The sequence below is a fragment of the Saccharothrix sp. genome (genome assembly GCF_031180885.1).
In the GTDB taxonomy this organism is placed as follows: Bacteria; Actinomycetota; Actinomycetes; order Mycobacteriales; family Pseudonocardiaceae; genus Actinosynnema.
Genome location: NZ_JAPSLK010000011.1, coordinates 59,191 through 79,365, shown reverse-complemented (window position 1 = coordinate 79,365; position 20,175 = coordinate 59,191). Strand labels below are relative to the sequence as shown.

At 69.4% G+C, this 20,175-nt stretch carries 19 protein-coding genes and 1 pseudogene; 8 read left to right on the top strand and 12 right to left on the bottom strand.

All coding sequences use genetic code 11. The annotated features are described in order from the left end of the window. Positions 1–427 precede the first annotated feature (427 nt). Complete coding sequence (locus tag RIN75_RS16230; RefSeq protein WP_309112758.1) at positions 428–2,170, top strand: alpha/beta fold hydrolase; 1,743 nt, start codon at positions 428–430, stop codon at positions 2,168–2,170. Positions 2,171–2,189: 19 nt separating this feature from the next. After that, a pseudogene (locus RIN75_RS16225) lies at positions 2,190–2,426 on the top strand (helix-turn-helix domain-containing protein); the annotation flags it as partial. A 48-nt stretch (positions 2,427–2,474) separates the two neighbouring features. On the opposite strand, the gene RIN75_RS16220 reads toward RIN75_RS16225, so the two are convergent. Continuing rightward, positions 2,475–2,978 (bottom strand): hypothetical protein, encoded by a 504-nt coding sequence (locus tag RIN75_RS16220; protein ID WP_309112757.1) that lies wholly within the window; start codon positions 2,976–2,978, stop codon positions 2,475–2,477. Continuing rightward, positions 2,975–3,604 carry a NucA/NucB deoxyribonuclease domain-containing protein gene (locus tag RIN75_RS16215; protein ID WP_309112756.1) on the bottom strand — a complete coding sequence of 210 codons (630 nt, stop codon included), beginning with the start codon at positions 3,602–3,604 and terminating at the stop codon, positions 2,975–2,977. The genes RIN75_RS16220 and RIN75_RS16215 overlap by 4 nt, the downstream gene beginning before the upstream one ends. A gap of 258 nt (positions 3,605–3,862) precedes the next feature. On the opposite strand from RIN75_RS16215, the gene RIN75_RS16210 reads away from it, so the two are divergent. The 5 genes from RIN75_RS16210 to RIN75_RS16190 are packed head-to-tail and all read left to right on the top strand — an operon-like array spanning position 3,863 to position 7,573. Beyond that, positions 3,863–4,006 carry a lasso RiPP family leader peptide-containing protein gene (locus RIN75_RS16210; RefSeq protein WP_309112755.1) on the top strand — a complete coding sequence of 48 codons (144 nt, stop codon included), beginning with the start codon at positions 3,863–3,865 and terminating at the stop codon, positions 4,004–4,006. A 16-nt stretch (positions 4,007–4,022) separates the two neighbouring features. After that, positions 4,023–5,870, top strand: a complete 1,848-nt coding sequence (locus tag RIN75_RS16205) for an albusnodin/ikarugamycin family macrolactam cyclase (RefSeq protein WP_309112754.1) — start codon at positions 4,023–4,025, stop codon at positions 5,868–5,870. A gap of 13 nt (positions 5,871–5,883) precedes the next feature. Further along, positions 5,884–6,114, top strand: a complete 231-nt coding sequence (locus RIN75_RS16200; protein ID WP_309112753.1) for a PqqD family protein — start codon at positions 5,884–5,886, stop codon at positions 6,112–6,114. Positions 6,115–6,122: 8 nt separating this feature from the next. Continuing rightward, entirely contained in the window at positions 6,123–6,560 is a 438-nt protein-coding gene (locus tag RIN75_RS16195; RefSeq protein WP_309112752.1) for a lasso peptide biosynthesis B2 protein, read from the top strand. After that, entirely contained in the window at positions 6,557–7,573 is a 1,017-nt protein-coding gene (locus RIN75_RS16190; protein WP_309112751.1) for a methyltransferase domain-containing protein, read from the top strand. Before RIN75_RS16195 ends, RIN75_RS16190 begins: the two co-directional genes overlap by 4 nt. Before the next feature lie 126 nt (positions 7,574–7,699). Here the strand turns inward: RIN75_RS16190 and RIN75_RS16185 are convergent, their stop codons facing one another. Together RIN75_RS16185 and RIN75_RS16180 are read right to left on the bottom strand one after the other, a co-directional pair. Continuing rightward, on the bottom strand, positions 7,700–8,008 hold the full coding sequence (locus tag RIN75_RS16185; protein WP_309112750.1) for a hypothetical protein: 309 nt from the start codon (positions 8,006–8,008) through the stop codon (positions 7,700–7,702). A 95-nt stretch (positions 8,009–8,103) separates the two neighbouring features. Then, on the bottom strand, positions 8,104–8,679 hold the full coding sequence (locus RIN75_RS16180) for a hypothetical protein (protein ID WP_309112749.1): 576 nt from the start codon (positions 8,677–8,679) through the stop codon (positions 8,104–8,106). A 157-nt stretch (positions 8,680–8,836) separates the two neighbouring features. Here RIN75_RS16180 and RIN75_RS16175 point away from each other — a divergent pair, with 157 nt between their 5' ends. Next, entirely contained in the window at positions 8,837–10,042 is a 1,206-nt protein-coding gene (locus tag RIN75_RS16175) for a helix-turn-helix transcriptional regulator (protein WP_309112748.1), read from the top strand. Positions 10,043–10,544: 502 nt separating this feature from the next. Here the strand turns inward: RIN75_RS16175 and RIN75_RS16170 are convergent. The 8 genes from RIN75_RS16170 to RIN75_RS16135 form a co-directional block, all read right to left on the bottom strand. After that, positions 10,545–12,368, bottom strand: coding sequence for an alpha-galactosidase (locus RIN75_RS16170; RefSeq protein WP_309112747.1), 1,824 nt, complete (start codon positions 12,366–12,368; stop codon positions 10,545–10,547). 129 nt (positions 12,369–12,497) lie between these two features. Further along, entirely contained in the window at positions 12,498–13,040 is a 543-nt protein-coding gene (locus RIN75_RS16165; RefSeq protein WP_309112746.1) for a potassium-transporting ATPase subunit C, read from the bottom strand. Further along, on the bottom strand, positions 13,037–15,091 hold the full coding sequence (gene kdpB / locus RIN75_RS16160) for a potassium-transporting ATPase subunit KdpB (protein ID WP_309112745.1): 2,055 nt from the start codon (positions 15,089–15,091) through the stop codon (positions 13,037–13,039). The genes RIN75_RS16165 and kdpB overlap by 4 nt, the downstream gene beginning before the upstream one ends. Further along, entirely contained in the window at positions 15,088–16,710 is a 1,623-nt protein-coding gene (kdpA, locus tag RIN75_RS16155; protein WP_309112744.1) for a potassium-transporting ATPase subunit KdpA, read from the bottom strand. The genes kdpB and kdpA overlap by 4 nt, the downstream gene beginning before the upstream one ends. Next, on the bottom strand, positions 16,710–16,811 hold the full coding sequence (gene kdpF / locus RIN75_RS16150; protein WP_309112743.1) for a K(+)-transporting ATPase subunit F: 102 nt from the start codon (positions 16,809–16,811) through the stop codon (positions 16,710–16,712). The genes kdpA and kdpF overlap by 1 nt, the downstream gene beginning before the upstream one ends. A gap of 254 nt (positions 16,812–17,065) precedes the next feature. Next, entirely contained in the window at positions 17,066–17,395 is a 330-nt protein-coding gene (locus RIN75_RS16145) for a hypothetical protein (protein ID WP_309112742.1), read from the bottom strand. 153 nt (positions 17,396–17,548) lie between these two features. Then, positions 17,549–19,672, bottom strand: coding sequence for an MMPL family transporter (locus RIN75_RS16140; protein WP_309112741.1), 2,124 nt, complete (start codon positions 19,670–19,672; stop codon positions 17,549–17,551). 130 nt (positions 19,673–19,802) lie between these two features. Next, positions 19,803–20,138 carry a hypothetical protein gene (locus RIN75_RS16135; protein WP_309112740.1) on the bottom strand — a complete coding sequence of 112 codons (336 nt, stop codon included), beginning with the start codon at positions 20,136–20,138 and terminating at the stop codon, positions 19,803–19,805. Positions 20,139–20,175: the final 37 nt, after the last annotated feature.

The window sequence follows — 20,175 nt, the reverse complement described above, 5'->3', positions numbered from 1 at the left end:
ACGGTTGCATTGCGAATAAATGCAACTGTGCGAGTTGCTCGCAAACCGAAATACCCGAAAGGGCTACAGGAGATTTGGACGCGTTCTACTCACGGTGTACCGCGCACACGGGCATTACTCACGGTGCAGAACGGCCTGCGGCGCGGAACAACTCGCGCAGCGCGTTGGGCGCGCCAGTGCGCCGGCTTGTGGCTGGCGGCTAGGGAGGGGCGGGCGGGTGGAAGCAGAGGTGGGAGAGCCCGCCCAAACGCCCCACCACCCGCCGCACACCCCGCCGCGCCACCACCGCCGCGCCACCACCGTCGCCGGGCCGCCGTCGCGAGCCCGCTCCCACCACCCCCCGAGCAAGCCCGGCGCGTCACCCGATGAGGTTCCTCTGCCCTCCTCGAAAGCCGCCCGCACACGCGCGGGGTTGGATGTGGCCATGGTGGCCATTTGGCATGCACCCGCCGCGAGGCGGCCCAAGACTCACGTCCGGTGGATCGCGGGAGTCGTCGGCGCGTTGTGCGTCCTGCTGGGTGCGGTGTTGGTCGCGCACCCGTTCCGCTCCGTCGCCGTGCTGGTGCTGCTGGTCGCCGTCGGGATGGCGGTGGCCGGCCTCGGCGAGCTGGCCTCGGCGCGCGCGTCAGCGATGCCCCGGGTGGCGCTGCTCGTCGGCGTGGCGTGGGTCGTGGCGGGTCTCCTCGTGATCCTGTTGCCCGGTGTCGCGATCGGCACGATCACCGTGCTGGCCGGCGTGGCGCTGATCGTCGCCGGTGTCGTGGACGTCGTGACGGGGCTGCGCGGCGCGGCGGACCAGCGGGTGACGGTGGTCGTGCGCGGTGTGGCGGCGGTGGTCTTCGGGGTGCTCGCGCTGAGCTGGCCCGACATCACCGAGATCGTCGTCGCGGTCGTGTTCGGGGCGCGGCTGGTGCTCGTGGGCGTCGACCTGGTCGCCACAGCGGTCCGCCCCGGGCACGGCAAGCGGGTGCTGCCGCGTTGGACCCGCACGGTCGCGGCGGTGTGCGCGCTGGTGGTGGCGGTGGCGCTGCTGGTGGTCAGCGTGCGGGTCCACGGCGCCGCGCCCCGGCCCGACGCGTTCTACGACCCGCCGTCCGACGCGCCGACCACGCCCGGCCTGTTGCTGCGCAGCGAACCCTTCACCCGAGGTGTCCCGGCCGGCGCGCGGGCGTGGCGCATCCTGTACACGACGACGCGCGACGAGGGCGTCCCCGCGACGGCGAGCGGGCTGGTGCTCGCGCCCGAGAACGCCCCTCCCGGTCCGCGCCCGGTCATCGCCTGGGCGCACGGGACCACCGGCGCCACACCGGGCTGCGCGCCCTCGCTGGCGGCCGATCCCTTCGGCCCCGGAGCCATCCCCGCGGCGGCCGAAGTCCTCGCGCGCGGCTGGGTCGTCGTGGCGACCGACTACCCGGGCCTGGGCACCGCGGGCCCGCACCCGTACCTGATCGGGCAGGGCGAGGCCCGGTCCGTGCTGGACGCCGTCCGCGCCGCCCGCCACCTCGGCGGTGTCGACCTCGCCGAGCGGACCGTGGTCTGGGGGCACTCGCAGGGCGGTCACGCCGCGCTGTGGACCGGCATCCTCGCGCCGACCTACGCCCCGCAGACCAACGTCCTCGGCGTCGCCGCCCTCGCGCCCGCGTCCGACCTGTCCGGGCTCGTCGACAACCTGGGCGGGCTGCGGCAGGCCACCGTCCTGGCCGCCTACGTGATCGAGTCCTACAGCGAGATCTACCCGGACGTCGACTACTCCGCCATGGTCCGGCCGACCGCCCGCCTCCAGGCACGCGAGATGGCGGGCCGCTGCCTGACCGAACCGTCGATCACGGTCACGGTGATGACGTCGCTGCTGTTCGACCGGCCGATCTGGAACGGCGACCCCACCAGCGGCGCGTTCGGCGCGCGGCTGCGCGAGAACACCCCCACCGGCCCCATCCCCGCCCCGCTGCTCGTCGCACAGGGCGGGAGCGACCCGCTCATCCTGCCGTCGGTACAGGACGGCTACGTCCGCCGGCGGTGCGCGACCGGAGGCGTCGTCGACCACCGCACGTACCCCGGACGAGACCACCTCGGCGTCGTCGCGCCCGACTCACCCCTGCTGCCCGAACTCCTCGCCTGGACCCAGGACCGCCTCGACAACCGCCCCGCGCCAACGACCTGCCCCACCTGACCGCACGAGCCACCTCTCGCCGAACCAGGTCAATCGCCTTGTGCTGGACAAGCCCGAGCGGTTGAGCCTGCGGACCATGGTTGCGTTGACGGACATCCTGGGCTGCCGGATGGAAGAGTTGATCACGCCGGTTGCGGCCCGCGCGTCCCGGACACGCAAGACCGCCTCCGCCTCCGGCCGGGACGAGTCCGGAGTCGGGGAAGCCGGAGCGGGCGAATTCCGGCCCATGCGCGCCAGGATCACGCCCACCTCGTGACCGCCCTGGACAGCCCGCCGGTTCGTGACCGATCCGCACGGCCACCGATCACCAGCCTGCCCACCGCCTGTGAAGGGTCGGGGGCGCATCGACCAGTCGTGGCCAGAGTTGCAGCCGGTAGCTGTCCATGCCTTCCACCCTGTCCTTCAGCTCGTCGTAGCCCCTCCCGGCCACGCGCGCGCGGTAGTCCCCGGTCGGCACCGTGCACTTGATCGCCGGCCGCCCTCCGGAGCCCTCGAAGTGCAAGGTGTCATCGACGATGCTGAGGTCGACGTCCACGACGTTGTCCCAGTCGTCATGGTCCGGTGTCGGTTCCGAGGCCCACACCTCGACGCGCATCGGCGCGTTGAAGTTCCAGTTCGTGGGGACCACCAGGTCGACGAGGCCCGCCGCCACCCCGACGTAGCGGCCGGAGTTCTGCGCGTCGTCCAGTGCGCGGAGCACCGCTTCCGCTTGGGCCGGATCGACGCGCCACGGCGGGTCGGAGTAGATGTAGACTTGGCCGTGGTTGATCTCGATGTCGAGGTTCGTCACGTTCGTGGGTTCGCTCACCCGCAGGTCTCTTTCTCGATCGCGATGTCCACGCCTTGGTAGTCACCGGTTGCGATGTTCTCGGGGTGGATGATGACTACCAGGTAGTCATCGCCGTCCTTGATGCCGCGAACGATCTGCTGGGCATTGATTGTACCGCCCTGACACCGGTTCTCACGTGCCGGAACCTCCATCTCGCGCGCGCCGCGCCCACCTTGCCGAGTACTGGCGAACGGATATTCGTCGCACTCGCCGCCGAACGCGCGAGGAAACGAGGGCAGGCAGACCTCCTTGCGGTTCTGCGGTTCAGCCTGCGAGTCCTTGGTCAGAACTCCTTCCCTGCCGGTCTTCCACGCCTGGGAGATGTTCCGCGCGATGAACGGCATCTTCGAGGCATCGAAGACGATGAACTTGAGGTCTTCGCAGGCGCCCTCGGCAAGACTCTTCTGAGGGGTGCACTGATCGACGCGGGACGATGCGGATGCCGCGACCATGAACCGGTTTTCCCCCTCTCCGACCAGTTCGACACCTCCGGTTACACCACCGACGACGTCACCGAACTTCTCCTGCAACTCCGGCCAGAAGACCACGACCCCGGCCGCCACGAGCACGAGAGGCAGTAGTCCGACGCCCGACTTCGTTGCCACGCCATCCCCCTACGTGCACCTCACCCGCCATGAGCCTGGCATACCGCGACGTCGGCCGAGGACTCGGTTACCGGGAGAACACGCAGATGACCCTCGTGCCGTAAGCGATTCCGCACTATTGCGGCATTCGTCGTCACGTGACCGCAACGCCATGGACTCGGTTAGCCCGATCGGGTAATAAGAGACCCTGCGGGTTGCGATGATCGTGAACCGTGGCCAGGATTCCCGCCGGGTGAGTGCACGGGGAAGGACATGGCCATGCAGGCCGTCAAGGGAACCCCGAGCGGGTCGGACGCGATGATCTACGAGACGCCGCAGGTGGTCGAGCTGGGTGACGTCGTGGCGCTGACCAACGGGAACTCGCAGGACGACACCGCCGACATGGGCGAGTACTACTACTGAGTCGATAGTGGAATGGTTGGCAACTCTCGCCGACCGTAGTTCCCACCTCGCAGTTCGAGCGGGTATCGGTCCGGACTGGGCGTGTGTCGACGTCGCACAGATGCGACTGTGGCATGGCCCGTCCGGGCCGTCCGATCGCGTGCACCTGGCCGAGTCGAACGGCACCTCGGTGTTGATACTCGGCCACTGCTCGCTTGCCCGCGAGGATCAGCGGACGGTCGCCCGTCAGGTCGCCGCGGGCGACCTGACGGCGATGACGTCCGTGGGTGGAAGCTGCGTCGTGATCGCGGCGAGTGAAGACATGATTGTGGTGACCGGCGATCTGGCCGGTCAGCGCGTGGTGTTCCACGCGCGCACACCGGAAGGACAGCCTGTGGCCGGTTCACATGCGAACCGGCTCGCGTCCCTTGTGGACGGGACGTTGTCCCGCGAGTGGTTGGCGACGAGGTTGTTGGTGCCGGGTGCGGCCGATGTGTGGTGGCCGGGTTCACCGTGGTCGGAGGTGGCCGCGCTTCGCCCCGGTTGGGCCTTGCAGGTCACCGGCCACCGCGTGCAGCCGCGTCAGTTGACGATGTTGCCCGCTCCGGAAAACGACGTGCGCAAGGCGGGTGACCTCGTGGGCCACGCGCTGTCCCGTGCCGTCACGGGTCGGGTCGATGAAGCGAGGCATCCGACTGTCGATCTCAGCGGTGGTTGGGACTCCTCCACCGTCGCGGCGCTGGCCGCGCGTGCGCAGGACGCTTCCGTCAGTGCGATCTCGCTGACCGTGCCTGGTGTGGATGACGTCGGCACGGCGCGCAAGGTCGCCGAGCACGCCGGCGGTCTTGAGCATCTGCTGTGGCTCGTTCCGCGAGAGGTGGTCCCGTACTCCGACCTGGAGAGCGTCCCGTTCCTCGACGAGCCGGCGGCCCACGTGGCCAACTCAAGCCGGTCCGCCTGGTGGCTTCGCGGCATCGCGGACACCGGGTCGGACCTGCACCTGAGCGGGGACGGCGGGGACGCGGTGTTGAGCGCGCTTCCTTCCTACCTCGGTGACCTGGCCAGGGTCGGCACCCTGCGGGAGTTCGGGAAGCACGTCAACGGCTGGGCAAGCCTTCGTCACGAAGCACCGCACTGGCTGGTTCGGGCAGGCGTCGCGCTCAGGCAGACCGGCTACGGCGACGCCTTGAGGGTTGAGGCCGACCATCTGGAGGGTGGGAACACGCGCCGACGCGGATTCGCCACTCTCGTGACGTGGCTCGGGCACAGCAGGGTCGCGGAGTGGATGACGCCCGAAGCACGTCACCTTGTCGCGGCCCGCCTTCGTCGGCACGCCGCCGAGCATGACTCGCCCGTCGTGCCTGGCCCGTTCGGCATCGGTGACTCGGCGAGTTGGATGGCGCTGAACGTGTTCGGTCGCAAACAGCGGCTCTATTCGGAGTTGGCTGCGGCCAACGGCGTCAACCACCACGCGCCCTACCTTGACGACGACGTCGTGCGCGCGTGCTGGTCGGCACCGGCATGGGTGCGGACGACACCAGAACAGGCCAAGCCGCTGATCCAGCGTGCCGCAGTCGGCCTGGTGCCCGCGGAACTCGCCAACCGCAGGACCAAGGGCGACTACAGCGCCCTGGCGTATCAAGGCATCCGACGCAACGCCGACGTTCTGCACGAACTGTTCACCGGTTCTCGTCTCGGCGCCCTCGGCCTTGTGGACGAGGTCGCGGTGCGGTGGTCGGTGGACCAGGGCACGGCCGGGCTACCGGTGGGACTGGGGGCGTTGGACGCCCTCGTCAGCACCGAGGTGTGGTTGCGTGGCTGGGAGAAGCGGTCGGCCGCGTTGCGGGGAGAGGACGTCGACCGTGCGCGTGCGTCTTCGACCTGACGTGTCGGCGGTCGTGACCGAGGGCAACCTCGTGCTGCTGGCGGAGGCGACCGGCAAGCTCCATCAGTGCAACCCGACGGGCGCGGCCATCTGGCAAGCGCTGTCCGACCATCCCACGGACAGCGACGCAGCGGCGGCAGCGGTGGGCGAGCGCTTCGGCGTCTCCGTCGACCGGGTCCGCCGGGACCTCGTCGCATTCGTGGAGCAGTTGCAGCGGGCCGGGCTTGTCGAGGTTGACCGGTGAGCGTCCCGATGGCGACCGGGCGACCGGAACGCTCCTCCGCACTGGCCACGCTCATCGGCGCGGCGGCGAGCCTCGCCGTCGGAGTCGCACTGCGCCTGCTCCCCTTCGACCGGATGACCGCAGCGGCCCGCTGGTGCGCGCGCCATTCACGGCGTCCTGCAACCCCTCGTGAGGTGCTTCGGGTACTGCACGCGATCGACTCCGGGGCTCGCTTCATGCCCTTCCGGGTCGCCTGCCTTGAACGGTCCCTGGCGGCCGTGTACTTGCTGGGCCTGCGTGGACACGGCGTGACCTGGTGCCAAGGGGTCCGAACACCGCCGTTCGAGGCGCACGCCTGGGTCAGCGACCACGCGGGCAACCCGATCGGCGAACCCGACACGACCGCGACCTATCAGCGGTTGCTCGTCATCTCTTCAGCACCGACAAGGAAAGGAACAACCTCGTGACGGAGAACCCACCGGCGGCAGCCGCGACCGTGGACTACGACACCTGGGTCAAGCACGCCGACGGAAGCCCGGTCCGACAAAGCACGGCGGACAGCCGGATCAAGAAAATGGTCGCCATGCTCGACCTCCACCCCGGAGCACGGGTACTGGAGATCGGAACCGGGTCCGGGTACTCCAGCGCCGTGCTGGCGGGCATCGTCGGCGAAAGCGGTCATGTCGTCTCGATCGACGTCGACCAGGAACTGGTGGCCCGCGCCGCAACGCTCCACGCCCAGGCCGGCCACCAGAACGTGGAGGTGCACGCCGCCGACGGATTCCAGGGATGGGCGCAAGGAGCGCCGTTCGACAGGGTGATCGCCTGGACCACACCCCACGTGATTCCAGCGCCCTGGGTCGAGCAGACCGTCGAGGACGGCGTCATCGTCACCCCGGTCAAGGTCGCGGACATCGCGTGCGCCAACGTGGTCGTCAGGTGCGAGGTGGCCGATCCGATCCGCGGCGGAGACATCCAACCGGGCAGCTTCATCGAGATGGCCCCGGACGTCGTGACCGAGCTGGGGTTGCCGATCCGGTACGTGGACGCCTCGGTGTCGACCGGTGACGGGCCTGCGTGGTGGATCAGCGCACACGAGCTGCACAACCAGCCCGGCACGATCGCCACCAGCCTGCTCAACCAGGCACACGGATCGACACCACTACCGGGCTTCCTTCCGGTCGACCGCGCGAAGCGGGAGGCGTTCAACGCCTTCGTGCTCGCGAAGACCACTTCGCCTGCCAGCCTCGGCACGTCCTGGGGCTGGGGTATCGGCGTGGGCTTCGCCGACAGCATCGCGGTGGTCCTCCCCGACGGTGCCCTCATGGAGGCGGGCACAAGCCGGGCATCCGACCAGCTCGCCGAACTGGTGGACGACTGGCACGAGTGCGGCGAACTGGGCCACGACCAGCTCACCGCCACGTTCGAGCAAGGTTCGGACGGCTGGACCGTCCGAGCGAGGCTACGCGGCGGGGAGTAAGCGCACGGCGGGCCGGGGAGTGTTCTCCTCGGCCCGCCGTGTCTCCACATCGGGGCAGCGGGTGGGTGAGTGCACACTCGGTAGTGTGATGCTGCATCCCGAAGGGCCTGTGAACCGACAGCCCGGCTACGGGACGATCGGCAATGTGGTCGGGGGCAGTTCTCCCAGCAGCAGCGCGTTCGCGATGACGGCGAAGTCGTCTGCCACCTTGCGCTCGGTGGGTGGGACACCCAGCGGCGCAGCCAAGTCCAGGCTGTCCCTGACACGCGCGAAACTCGTCCAGCCTTCTTGCCAGACCTGCATGACGTCCACGAAACCCCCTGCCGCGAACCGGGTCAGGTGGATGCCCGCAACCTCTCCGGTGTGGCTCAACAGGGGCAACAGCCGGAATCCGCCTTCCAAGCGCAGGCGGCTGATCATCTCCGTGATGTCCATCGGGATCTCCGAGTCGATGGCGCGGTCGGAGCATGTACGCCAACGCAGCACATGCCCCGACCGAGATCGGGTGTCCTCAGCCCTTAAGGGCTGGATCAACGAAGCGTTGCCCTGCGGATGCACGCGAAGACACTCATCCACGGGGGCAACTCGACCTTCATGCCGAACTGGGGCTGGTCGACCCACCGAGGTGAACCGGCCGTTGTGCCAACGGTGGGAGGCAAGAGCACGGTCGACCCTTCGCCGTGGTGCGCGACCCTATGGATGGTGAGCGAGGAAGCCGGGGAAGCGGACCTCCGAGGCTCGCAGAGGAAGACCCACAGCGTTCGGCCGGCCTCAGTGAGCAGCTCCACGACCGGCGCGTTGAGCATGTGGATCTTCAACAGGTGGTTGACCTCGCCGCCAAGGCCGGAAGGCATCGTGAAGGCGGCCAACCGGGTGCCGCACACCGCCGCCACGGCGTCGCCCGCCATCACGACAGGCCAGCCGAACGCTTGGGCGTAGTAAGCCGCCCCCGGGCTGAGCGGAAGTGGGGAGCGGGCCGCTGCTCCGCTGATCGACGGGACGTGCGGCCCGCTCCCGCCCACGGCGGTCGAGTTCACGTCCCCTGTGACCCCGACCACCGTTGGCAACGCCGGAGGTGCGTCGACCTGCACCTCAGAGCAGGTCACGTGTCCAACATCGGCGTCTTGGTCCAACATGGCTTCGTCTCCCAACCCGGCCATCCGGCCAACGCCAGGAACGCTAGGGCCAACGAGCGGGTGAAAGTTTCCTGGCATGAAACCTTGCTGTAGACCACCCATATGGGCGAGCCGTACGGTGGATTGCATGGAGACGGACAGCCTCGGCATCGGGCAGGAGATCCGCCGCATCCGCAGGATGCGCGGCCTGTCGCTGGAAGTGGTCGCGCATCGCGCCGGATTCACCAAGGGCTACCTGTCCCGCATCGAGACCGGAGCGGTGCCGATCGAACGACGCAGCACGCTGACGAAGATCGCGGATGCGCTAGAGTGCAGTATCGCCGACTTCGGCATCACGCACGTGCTGGTCGACCCTGCCGACTCCGACAGCGAGGCGCAGGGAGCTCTGCCCGCCATCCGCCACGCCCTGCTCTCGACGAGCCTCGACGACGTCGATGAGCCCTCGCGGCGAACCATCGCTGAACTCGCCGAGCAGACCACGAACCTGGCCGAGTTGCGACAAGCCTGCAAGTACGTCGAAGTCGGACGAGCGCTCCCCTCCCTGCTGACAGACCTGCACGCCATCGCGGCCGAAGGCGGGGACGAGCGTCCCGAGGCGCTACGCAGCATCGTGCAGGCCACCCAGGTCACGGCCTTGTTGGTGAAGAACCTCGGTGCCGTGGATCTCGCATGGGTCGCCGCGGAGCGCGGAAACGCCGCCGCCAAGAAGTTGGATGATCCTTTGTGGATCGCCGCGTCCGAGTTCGCCCGGACTCAGGCGCTTGTCGGCCTCGGCGCGTACAAGCGAGCAGCGGCGCTGGCGCAGAAGGCTGCCGAACTCCTCGACACGAAGACGCCCGAGTCCATCGAGGTCTACGGCACTTCCATCCTCACCGCCGCCTTCAGCGCCGGTGTCACAGGGACAGGCGATCCAGAGGCGGCCGTCGAGGAAGCCGCCGATTTGGCGGCCCGCACGCCCGGCACCAACGCGTTCTTCCTGGCGTTCTCCCGGACCAACGTCGACCTCTGGCGGATCTCCATCGCGCTCGAAGCGGACGATCCAGTACGCGCAGCCGAGGTCGCACGTCGAGTGCGGCTCGAGAACATCCCCGCACGGTCTCGGCAAGTCGCGTTCCTGATCGACCACGCCCGCGCGCTGCACAAGCTGCGCGGTCGCGACGCCGAAGTGCTCAAACTGCTCAAGAAGGCGCACAAGCTCGGCCCCTCCCGAACCGGCCACAGCTTCTGGGCGCGGGAAATCGTCAGTGAAATCTGGAACCGCTCGCGGCGAGACGCCGGAGGTTCCGATCTTCGTGGTCTCGCGGACCGAATGGGAATGCTCCAGGCCATCTGATCGAGCCGCCCGGCACAGCCCATCGCGCCGCACAGTCGGGTCAGCACGCTGATCAATGCGAGGTAGTGCCACCACCTGCGGTAGAGCCTACCGCAACACCCCGAATGACCTGTGCGCCGGTTTGGCCGGCAAATTTCCACGTGCGCGACCGCCCGAGAGGGCCGACGACTTTTGGCGCTGGAGCGGTCGTCGTCTGCTGCGCGTCGATCGGGCAGCACAGGCTGTGGCTCCGCTGGTCGAAGCCCCACCTCCCGTAGTCACGGACGTCGAGGGCGGCGGCGGTCGGGTCCTGGTGAGGATCGCGTGGTGGAGGGCCGTCAGGCCGGACCGGATCGACGCCGGTTCGTCGGCGGGGCGGAGGACGCCCTCGTAGTCGGGCCAGTGCCTCGGCAGGCCATCCCGACCAGTAGAGCGCGCGCAGGTAGGCGGCGCAGTTGCTCGCCGTGGCGGGCGGGGAAGGCGGCGAAGCGGGATGCTCCGCCGCCGATCCTTCCCGCCGGGGTCAAGCGTCGCGGCGGGTCCACTGCTGGTTGGCGCCGGTGCCACACGTCCACTGCACCAGCTTCGCGCCGTCGGTGGTGGCGGCGCCGGTGACGTCGAGGCACTTGCCGCTGTGCTGGGCGACCAGCCGCACGTAACCGCCGCCCGCGTCCTGCACCCGCCACCGCTGGTTGGTCTGGCCGTTGCACGTCCACTGCGCCACCCGCACGCCGTCAGCGGTCGCGCCCGTCCCGCCGTAGACGTCCAGGCACTTTCCACTGTGGACGTTCACCACGGTGAACGTGCCGTCACCGACATCGCGGAACCGCCAACGCTGGTTGGTCTGCCCGTTCGCGGCCCACTGCACGACATCCGCACCGTCCTCAGTGGACAGCTGGAACACGTCCGCGACCTTGCCGCTGTGCCGGGCGGTGAGCGTCTGCTCGGGCGGCACCGGCACCGTGGTCCGCGGTGTGAGCCGGTACAGGCCGGCGCCGTGGGCGGGCAGGGAGCGGGACAGGGTGCCGGAGACCGTGCCGAGGTTCGCGCCCGACCACAGGTCGACCACCGTCGCGGAGCCGATCCCGAATTCGGCGAGCGAGGCCGACACGGTCGCCGTGGCCGTGCCCCGGTTGAACAGCGCGATGTACTTGTCGCCGCTGCCCGGCACGTCCGCGGTCCACGCGGTGTGCGTGCCGCTGAACAGCTGGCGGTTGTTGGTGCTGTGCTGGTCTACGGCCAGCACGGCGGAGTTGGTCATCAGCGCCAGCTCGGACGCCCGGTTCTGGGTCAGGTCGCCACCCCACATCAGCGGCGACTTCGTGATCGACCAGAGGGTCATCAGGGTGCGCTGCTCGTCGGGGGTGAGGTTGGAGTAGCGGGGCTCGCCGACCGGACCCCGCTGGGACAGCCGCCCGATCGGGATCATGTCCGGGTCGGGCCACGCGCCCGCCCTGCGGTGCGGTGTCCACGCGTGCAACCGCTCGAACAGCGCCTCCAACTGCGGCCAGTTGTCCCACAGGTCGTTGACGACCCGCCACATGTTGGCGTTGGCGGCGACGTGCGCGCCGTTGTCGGTCGACGTCGGGCCGGGCGACAGGCTCAGCACCATCGGGCGCCCGCTGCGCTGGATCGCCAGCTTGTAGCCCTCGATCTCGGCCTGCCGGTAGGTCGGCGCGGCGATGTCGTCGACCTTGACGTAGTCCACGCCCCACGAGGCGAGCAGCTTGAACTGGGCGTCCAGGTAGGACTGGGCGCACGGGTGGCTCATGTCCAGGCCCCAGTTCAGGTTGAGCCAGGCCGCGGTGGTGCCGTTGTCGATCTCGTTCGCCCGGCAGTTCGTGCCCGGCACCGGCAGGTTGTCGGCGACCACCTGGCGCGGGATGCCGCGCATCAGGTGCACGCCGAACTTCAGACCCCCGGCGTGGATGTAGTCGGCCAGCGGCTTGAACCCGTTCGTGCCCGCGGCGGACGGGAACCGCGTCGTGTCCGGCCACAGCAGGCCGCCGGCGTCGGTGCGCAGCCGGGGCTGGAAGTTGGCGTCCTGGTTCGGGCTCCCCGTGCCCTGGCCCGGGTAGTACCACGCCCAGTCGATGACGATGTACTGCCAGCCGTGCTGCTTGAGGTTGTCCCGCATGTAGTCGGCGTTGGCCTTGACCTGCGCCTCGGTGACGTTCCAGTTGAACGAGTCATAGCTGTTCCAGCCCAGCGGCGGGGTCGTGGCGACCCCGTTGTCCCACGCCGACGCGGGTTCCTCCAACCCCGACGTCAGGGTCGTCGCCACCAGGACCGCGGCGGCGAGCATCGCGCCCGCTCGCCGCACGGATGAGATTCGGGCTCCACCCACGCTGTCTCCTGCTCGTCGTCGAGAGGGCGCCTACAGATGTTTGCGCTCACATCCGAAGCTCGACACACAGAGTGTTGCCCGCGATACGCGCTGTCAAGACGTGCCCAGTGTCCAGTTAGCGCTAACAACTCATGGGGCCGCCTTGAGCGCGCGGTTGAGGGCGGTGACGTTGACGCCCGGTTCGCCGAGGAGGCCGGCGGCTCGGCGGTCGGTGTGCTCGGTGATCAACTCGCGCACGCGGTCCTCGGTCAGACCGTTCTCGCGCGCCACCCGCGGTGCCTGCAACAACGCGTAGGCGGTGCTGATGTGCGGGTCGAGGCCGGAGGCTGAGGCGGTGACGGCGTCTTGGGGGACCTGGGCTTCTGGGACGCCTTCGCGGTGGGCGATGGTGGCTCGGCGTTCGGCGACCACGGTGTCGTAGTCGGCGTTGCGTTCGCCCTTGTTCGACCCGCCGGACGCCGGGAGGGTGGCGGCGGAGGGCCGGGTGTGGAACCACTGGTCGCCCTCTCGGTCCACCGCGACCAACGTGGTGTCGACGGCTTCGGCGTTGGCGTGCAGGCCGGGCAGCCGGGATACGCCCCACACCGCGAGCGGGTACAGGATGCCGGTGAGAACGGTCAGGACGAGCAGGACGCGCAGCCCCGCGGCGACTTGCCTGAGCATGGGGTTCACCCGATTCCGGGGATGTGTCGGACGAGCAGGTCGATCAGCCAGATCCCGGCGAACGGCGCCACGATGCCACCCACGCCGTAGACCAGCAGGTTGCGCCGCAGCAACGCGGCGGCGCTGGACGGGCGGTAGCGCACGCCCCGCAGGGCCAGCGGGATCAGCGCGATGATGACCAGGGCGTTGAAGATCACCGCGGACAGGATCGCGGACCGCGGCGACCCGAGGTGCATGATGTTGAGCTTGTCCAGCTGCGGGTAGATGGCGGCGAACATGGCCGGGAGGATCGCGAAGTACTTGGCCAGGTCGTTGGCCACGCTGAACGTCGTCAGCGCACCCCGGGTGATCAGCAACTGCTTGCCGATCTCCACGATCTCGATCAGCTTGGTCGGGTCCGAGTCCAAATCGACCATGTTCCCGGCCTCCTTGGCGGCCGAGGTGCCGGTGTTCATGGCCACGCCGACATCGGACTGGGCCAGCGCCGGGGCGTCGTTGGTGCCGTCGCCGGTCATCGCGACCAGCCGACCGCCTTCCTGCTCCCGCCGGATCAGGGCCATCTTGTCCTCGGGCTTGGCTTCGGCCAGGTGGTCGTCCACGCCCGCCTCGGCCGCGATCGCCTTGGCGGTCAACGGGTTGTCGCCGGTGACCATGACCGTGCGAATGCCCATCGCGCGCAGTTCGGCGAAGCGCTCCTTCATGCCTGGCTTCACGACGTCGGACAGCCGGATCACACCCAACACCACGTCGTTCTCGGCCACCACCAACGGAGTCCCTCCATCGGCGCCGATCCCGTCCACGACACGGCGGGTCTCCTCGGACACCTCGAACCCGCTCGCCGCGCCCTTGCGGATGCGCCGGCCGTCCAGGTCGATGCCGCTCATCCGGGTCTGCGCGGTGAACGGCACGAACTCGCCGGTCTTCTCGTGGTCGGTCGCGTCGGCGGAGCGGCCGTGCTCGACCACACACAGCTCGACGACGCTGCGGCCCTCGGGAGTGCCATCGGCCAGACTCGACAGGCGGGCCGCGTCGACCAGGGCCTCCATGCTGGTGCCGTTGACCGGGATGATCTCCGTGGCGCGGCGGTTGCCCCAGGTGATCGTGCCGGTCTTGTCCAGCAGGAGCGTGTCGATGTCCCCGGCGGCCTCGACGGCCTTGCCTGAGGTGGCCAGGACGTTGCGCTGCACGAGCCGGTCCATGCCCGCGATGCCGATCGCGGACAGCAGCGCGCCGATCGTGGTCGGGATCAGGCACACCAGCAGCGCGGTCAGCACGATCACCGACTGCTCGCCGCCGGAGTACACCGCGAACGGCTGCAACGCCACGACCGCCAGCAGGAAGATGATCGTCAACGTGGACAGCAGGATCGTCAGCGCGATCTCGTTGGGCGTCTTCTGCCGCTGCGCGCCCTCGACCAGGGCGATCATGCGGTCGACGAACGTCTCCCCCGGCTTGGTGGTGATCCGCACGACGATCCGATCCGACAGCACAGTCGTCCCACCCGTCACCGCGGACCTGTCACCGCCGGACTCACGGACCACCGGGGCGGACTCGCCGGTGATGGCCGACTCGTCCACCGTCGCGATGCCCTCGACCACGTCACCGTCACCCGGGACCACCTCACCGGCCTCGACCACGACCAGGTCACCGACACGCAGTTCGGTGCCGGGGACGCGTTCCTCGGAGCCGTCCTCGGTGAGGCGACGGGCCACGGCGTCCTTCTTGGTCCGCCGCAACGATTCCGCCTGTGCCTTGCCCCGCCCCTCGGCGACCGCCTCCGCCAGGTTGGCGAAAAGAACCGTGAACCACAGCCACAACGCCACCGCAATGGTGAACACGCTCGGGTCGCCGATCGCGAACACCGTGACCAGGATCGAGCCGACCCAGACGACGAACATGACCGGGTTGCGCACCTGGTGGCGCGGGTGGAACTTGCGCAGCGCGTCGGGCAACGACGTGACGAGCTGACGCGGGTTGAACACGCCGGCGGCGACCTGGTGGCCCAGGTCGTGGCGGACCTCCTCGGGAGTCCTTTGCGGACGATCGGTCGTGACGGTCACAGCAGGGCCTCCGCGATGGGACCGAGAGCGAGAGCGGGGACGAAGGTCAGGGCCGCGACCAGCACGATCGCACCGGCCAGCAGCGAGGCGAACAACGGCCCGGTGGTCGGCAGCGTGCCCGCCGTGACCGGCACTTTCCGTTGCGCGGCAAGGGAACCTGCCAAGCACAGCACGGCCACGATCGGCACGAACCGACCCAGTGCCATGCACACGCCCAGCGAGGCCTGGAACCAGTCGCTGGTGACCGTGATCCCGGCGAACGCACTGCCGTTGTTGTTCGACGCCGACGCGTAGGCGTAGAGGATTTCCGACAGGCCGTGCGCGCCGGGGTTGTTCAACGCGCCTTGCGTGCCCGGCAGGATCGCGGCGATGCCCGCGCCGATCAGCAACACGGTCGGCATGGCCAGGATCGACACGGCCGCCGCCGTCACCTCCCGCCGCCCCAGCTTCTTGCCCAGGTACTCCGGCGTGCGACCGACCATGAGGCCAGCCAGGAACATCGCGATCACGGCCATCACCAGGATGCTGTACAGGCCCGTGCCCACACCGCCCGGCGTCATCTCGCCGAACAGCATGTTCAGCAGCGCACCGCCACCGCCCAGGCCGGTGAAGCTGTCGTGCATCGAGTTCACCGCGCCCGTGGACGTGCCCGTGGTGGCGTTGGCGAACAACGCCGAGGACGGGATGCCGAACCGGACTTCCTTGCCCTCCAACGGCCTGAGGCCGTGCGCCTCGGCCGCCCAGATCACCGCGAGCATCGCGCCCCACAGCGCGCCCATCACGGACAGCAGCACGTAACCCTGCTTCCGCTCCCCCACCAGCGTGCCGAACGTGCGGGTCAACGACACCGGGATGACCAGGATCAGGAAGATCTCGACCAGGTTCGACCAGCCGTTGGGGTTCTCGAACGGGTGCGCCGAGTTGGCGTTGAGCACGCCGCCGCCGTTGGTGCCCAATTCCTTGATGGCCTCCTGGCTCGCGACCGGGGCCGTGGCGACGGTGTTCCCGTCCACGTCCACGCCGGCCTTGAAGCTCATCACCACACCACACGCCACCAGCACGATCGCGAACACGAACGCGACCGGCAGCAGGATGCGCACCACACCGCGGACCAGGTCCACCCAGAAGTTGCCCAGCCGGTCGGTCCGACTCCGCACGAACCCGCGGACGAGCGCGATCGCGACAGCCATGCCGACGGCGGCCGACACGAAGTTCTGCACCGTCAACCCGACCAGTTGCACGGTGTGCCCCATGACCGTTTCCGGCACGTAGGACTGCCAGTTCGTGTTGGTCACGAAGCTGACGGCCGTGTTGAAGGCCATGCCCGGCCCGACGTCACCGCGGTCGAAGTCGAACGGCAGCAGTGACTGGAACCGTTGCAGCACATAGAGGAACACGATCCCGACGAACGAGAACCCGAGCACGCCGTAGGCGTAGGTGCTCCAGCGCTGCTCGGAGTCGGGGTCGACCCGGGTCATGCGGTAGATCACCCGCTCCACCCGCGTGTGCTGCGGACTGGAGTAGACGCGGGCCATGTAGTCGCCGAACGGCCGGTGCACCAGGGCCAAGGCGACCAGCAACACGCCGATCTGGAGCAGGCCGGCCGTGGTCGAGGACATCAGAACTTCTCCGGCCTGAGCAGAGCGACGAACAGGTACCCGATCACCAGCAGGGCGAGCACGCCACCGACGACGTTCGCCACCACCCCCGTACCGCTCACAACTTGTCCAGACCGCGCACGCCCAGCGCCAGCACCGCGAAGACCCCGATCAGCAGCAACGCGTAGGCCAGATCGGCCATGAGCGTGTTCCCTTCCCGACCAACCAGCCGCCCACTTGGCGGCCGTGACGCTGGAGAGCGTGCGCCAGGGGGTGGGGCTGATCGGCGAACCTGATGGCTCCCTTACACGCCCGAACGGGTCCTTTACGCGTCCTTGACACCCGGGAGATCCAGCTCACCGGGGCGCTGAGCACGTCAGATGCGTCGACTGCCCTCGTCGATCCGGACGAGACCCCGCCGCGACGTGGTCCACGGGACAACGCCAGCGGCGGCGGTATCGGTGAACACCAGGACCGACTCGTCGAGCCGGTGGAACAACAGCCCGCCCTCGACCGTCTCCTCCAGCTCTCCCGCGACCAGCAGCAGCGGCCGACCACCGATCCGCAGGCCGAACCCGGACGCCACCATCACCATCGGCGAGGCTGCGTTCGTGGACGTGATCGGCCAGCGCTTGAGCCTGGCCGAGGCGATCGAGACGGGGGTGGCGACGGCCTCCGGCGACCGCAAGGCCCTGCGCAAGCTCAAGGGCCTGTTCCGCCTGCCACCCCGCGTTCCCGCACGTGACGGCCCTGGTCACGGGTGGGTGGTCGGCGGCGAGCGCCGCGCCCGCGCACCGCCACGACCAAGCCGGTGCCGCCCAGGAGCAGGACGGCCCAGGACGATGGGGTCGTGTTCAGGTCACGCGACTCCGCGTGAGCCCGCCGGCAACTCCGGCACGCGGCGTTTCGTGGTGAGCGGTGTGCCCGGCCACCAGTTCGCGCGGCCGAGCAGCGCCATCACGGCGGGCAGCAGCAGGCCGCGCACGACGGTGACGTCCAGCAGCACCGCCACCGCCATGCCGACACCGATCTCCTTGACCGCCACCAGTTCACCGAGCGCGAAGCCGAGGAAGACCACGCCGATCGCCAGCGCGGCCGCCGTGATCACCGGCCCGGTGGCGACGATCCCCGCCAGCACGGCCCGGTCACCGTCGTCGTCACTCTCCCGCCGGTCCCACTCCTCCTTGATCCGGGCGAGCAGGAACACCTCGTAGTCCATCGACAGGCCGAAGATGAAGACGAACAGCAGCAGGGGCGTGGTGAGGTCGAGCGCGCCGTGGGACTCGAAGCCGAGCACACTCGAACCCCAGCCCCACTGGAAGATCGCGACCATCACGCCGAGCGTCGCCGTCAGCGTCAGCACGTTCATGACCAACGCCTTCACCGGCACCACCACCGAGCGGGTCAGGGCGAAGAGCAGCAGGGCGGTCGCGGCGACGATCACGAGCAGCGCGACCGGGAGCTGAGCGGCGGTGGCGTCCTTGGCGTCGACCAGCTCCGCGGCCGGTCCCGCGACGAGCACCGGGACCTGCGTGTCCACGGCCCGGATCTCGCGGACCACCTGCTGGGCGCGCTCGCTCGACGTGTGCTCGTCCAGCCGCACGTCCACGATCGTCACACCCGGTGGCCGGTCGGCGCGTTGCTCCACCTCGAACACGCCGTCCAGCGCGTCCAGTCGAGCGAGCAGGGCCGGCACCCCGGCGCCGGTGTCCTCGGACTCGATGACCAGCGTGATCGGGTCGACCCCGCCGAACTCGCGCTCGACGACCTCGACGACCCGCCGCTCCTCGCTGCCCGCCGGGAGCGACCGGGCGCCGGAGTCGGCGAAGTTGACGTGCAGCACCGGCAGGCTCAACACCAGCAGCCCGACCACCACGCCGAACGCCACCCACGCCGGCCGCTTCTGCGCGAACGCCGCCAGCCCGGCCGGCACGCCCGGTCCACGCCGCCGCCACACCCACGTCCGCGTGCCCGGCTGCGGGATCCGCTTGTGGGCCAACGAAATCAAAGCCGGAACCAGCGTCACCCCAGCCACCACGGCCAGGCCGACCACGAGCACACCGCCCATCGCCATCGCCGCCAACAACGGATCGGCGAAGACGAACAGCCCGGCCAGCGCGATGCCCACCGCGAGCCCCGACACCACCACGGCCCGTCCCGCCGTGGCCACCGTCCGCGCCAGCAGCTCCGGCACCGGGGCATCCGGGTCGGCCGCGCGTTCGTCGCGGAAACGGGCCACGACCAGCAGGCTGTAGTCGACCGCCAGGCCGATGCCCAGCAGGGTCACCACGTTGACCGCGTACTCGTTGACCGGCACCGCACCCGCCAGCCCGGTCAACGCGAGCAACGCGCCCGCGATCGTGGCCAACGCGGCCACCAGCGGCAAGCTGCCCGCCACCACACCGCCCAGGAGCACGACGAGCAGGCCGACCAGCACCACCAGCGCGACCGACTCGCCGAACACCGCGTCCTCGACCGCCTGCTCGCCGAACGCCCGCTCCGCCAACAACTTGCCACCGACCAGGACCTCGGGGACGTCGATCCGGCGCAGCGCGGCGGCCACCTCGTCGGCGGCGGCGAGAGCCTCCTCTGTGGACAGTTCCGGCTTGAGCTCGACCGTCACCAGCGACTTCTGGTTGTCGTCGGACACCCGGTGGGCCCCGGTCGTGTAGGAGTCGACCACCTGGGCCACCCCCTCGATGGCCCGGATGTCGAACATCACCTTGCTCGCGCTGGAGACCAGCTCGGTGGCGTTGAAGTCCCGTCCGGCCAGCACGGCGACGATCACCTCGCCGTCCGGCGACAACTCGTCGATCCGGGCCTGCGCCACCGTGGACTCGGCTCCCGGCCGCAGGCTGTCGACCGGTTGCGCCCGGTCGAACACGCCGCCACCGAACGCGGCGCCCACCACGGTGAGGAGGACCCAGCCGATCAGCACCGGGACGCGTCGACGCGCGACCCACCGACCCAGACCTGCCAACATCGGAGACCCCCGTTCCGCCGGCCGGTCCACGGCCGAGGCCGAACGTAGGCGCACTTCTGGCAGGTGTCAACCAAAAGAACAGGGACTTGCGGTCCACCTGTGACACCTTGCTCCGCCGGAGCTTCAAATGTCAGGGACTCCACCTCTTCGCGCGGTCGCGGAGCCGTTCCACCGCCTCGGCCACGTCGGCGCCGGCGATGGTCGTGCCGGGTATCGGGTGCAGGCGCTCGACCTGGTCGGCGAAGCGCAGGAACTCCCGGTGGGCGTGCTCCCGGCAGGCGAGGCAGGTGACGCTCTCCGGGCGGTGGGAGGTCATCGCGTAGGGCACCCGGAGCCCGCAGCCGGTCGTGACGACGCTCGGCGCGTCCGTCACCCGGCCCAGCATCGACGAGATCAGGTTGCGGAATTCGGGTCCCGCCCGCAGCACCTTCTGCTCGACGTGGATGTGCGGATCGGTCTCGCCCATCTGCGCCCCCTCCGCCGCGAACCGTTCGGCGAACCAG